Origin of the sequence: Enterovibrio norvegicus (genome assembly GCF_002876705.1) — a bacterium.
Classification (GTDB): domain Bacteria; phylum Pseudomonadota; class Gammaproteobacteria; order Enterobacterales; family Vibrionaceae; genus Enterovibrio; species Enterovibrio norvegicus_B.
The window spans coordinates 1-707 of sequence record NZ_MDAG01000039.1 but is presented as its reverse complement, the minus strand read 5'-3'; the positions used below and the strand labels follow the sequence as shown (position 1 = coordinate 707).

Genomic DNA, 707 nt, shown 5'->3' with positions numbered 1-707 from the left:
GACGATGACAACGACGGCACGCTCGATATCTACGATGCCTTCCCGTTCGATCCTAACGAAGACACGGACACCGATGGTGACGGCGTGGGTGATAACGGCGATGCCTTCCCTACGGATGCCACGGAAACGACTGACACTGATGGCGATGGCGTGGGCGATAATGCCGATGCGTTCCCAACAGACGCCTCTGAAACCACAGACACCGATGGTGACGGTGTCGGCGACAATGCCGATGCCTTCCCTGACGATGCCACTGAAACGTCGGATTCAGATGGCGACGGCGTGGGTGATAACAGCGACATCGACCGCGATAACGATGGTTTATCCGATGAGTTAGAGCTTCGCACCAGTGCTGACATTGTGGATTGGCCGGTGCAAACGGGCAATTCCAGCTTCACTGACGGTGTGCTATATGCCAACGGCGGTTCTTGGGGCTATCAAGCCAATTCTGCCCTCTTCTCGAATTACGGGTTCAGTGACGGCTATCGCTTGAACTTCACGGTGGATGCGCTCGGCAGCAACAACATGTTTGGGTTAGGCACAGTAGAAACAGGTGCGGCATACCGCGATATCGAATACGCCTTCTACGTCGTTAACACCACGCTCTACATCTACGAAAGCGGCACCTATAGAGGAAACTTCGGCAGTAACAGTGTGGCGGTCGGCGACGTCCTGACGCTGGAAGTCGATAACGGCACCGTGCGTTA

Annotated in this window: 1 protein-coding gene; it reads left to right on the top strand. The window is 55.4% G+C overall.

The annotated features are described in order from the left end of the window. Positions 1-707: thrombospondin type 3 repeat-containing protein (locus BCT27_RS25895; RefSeq protein WP_241908598.1), on the top strand; the 707-nt coding region annotated here is incomplete at both ends.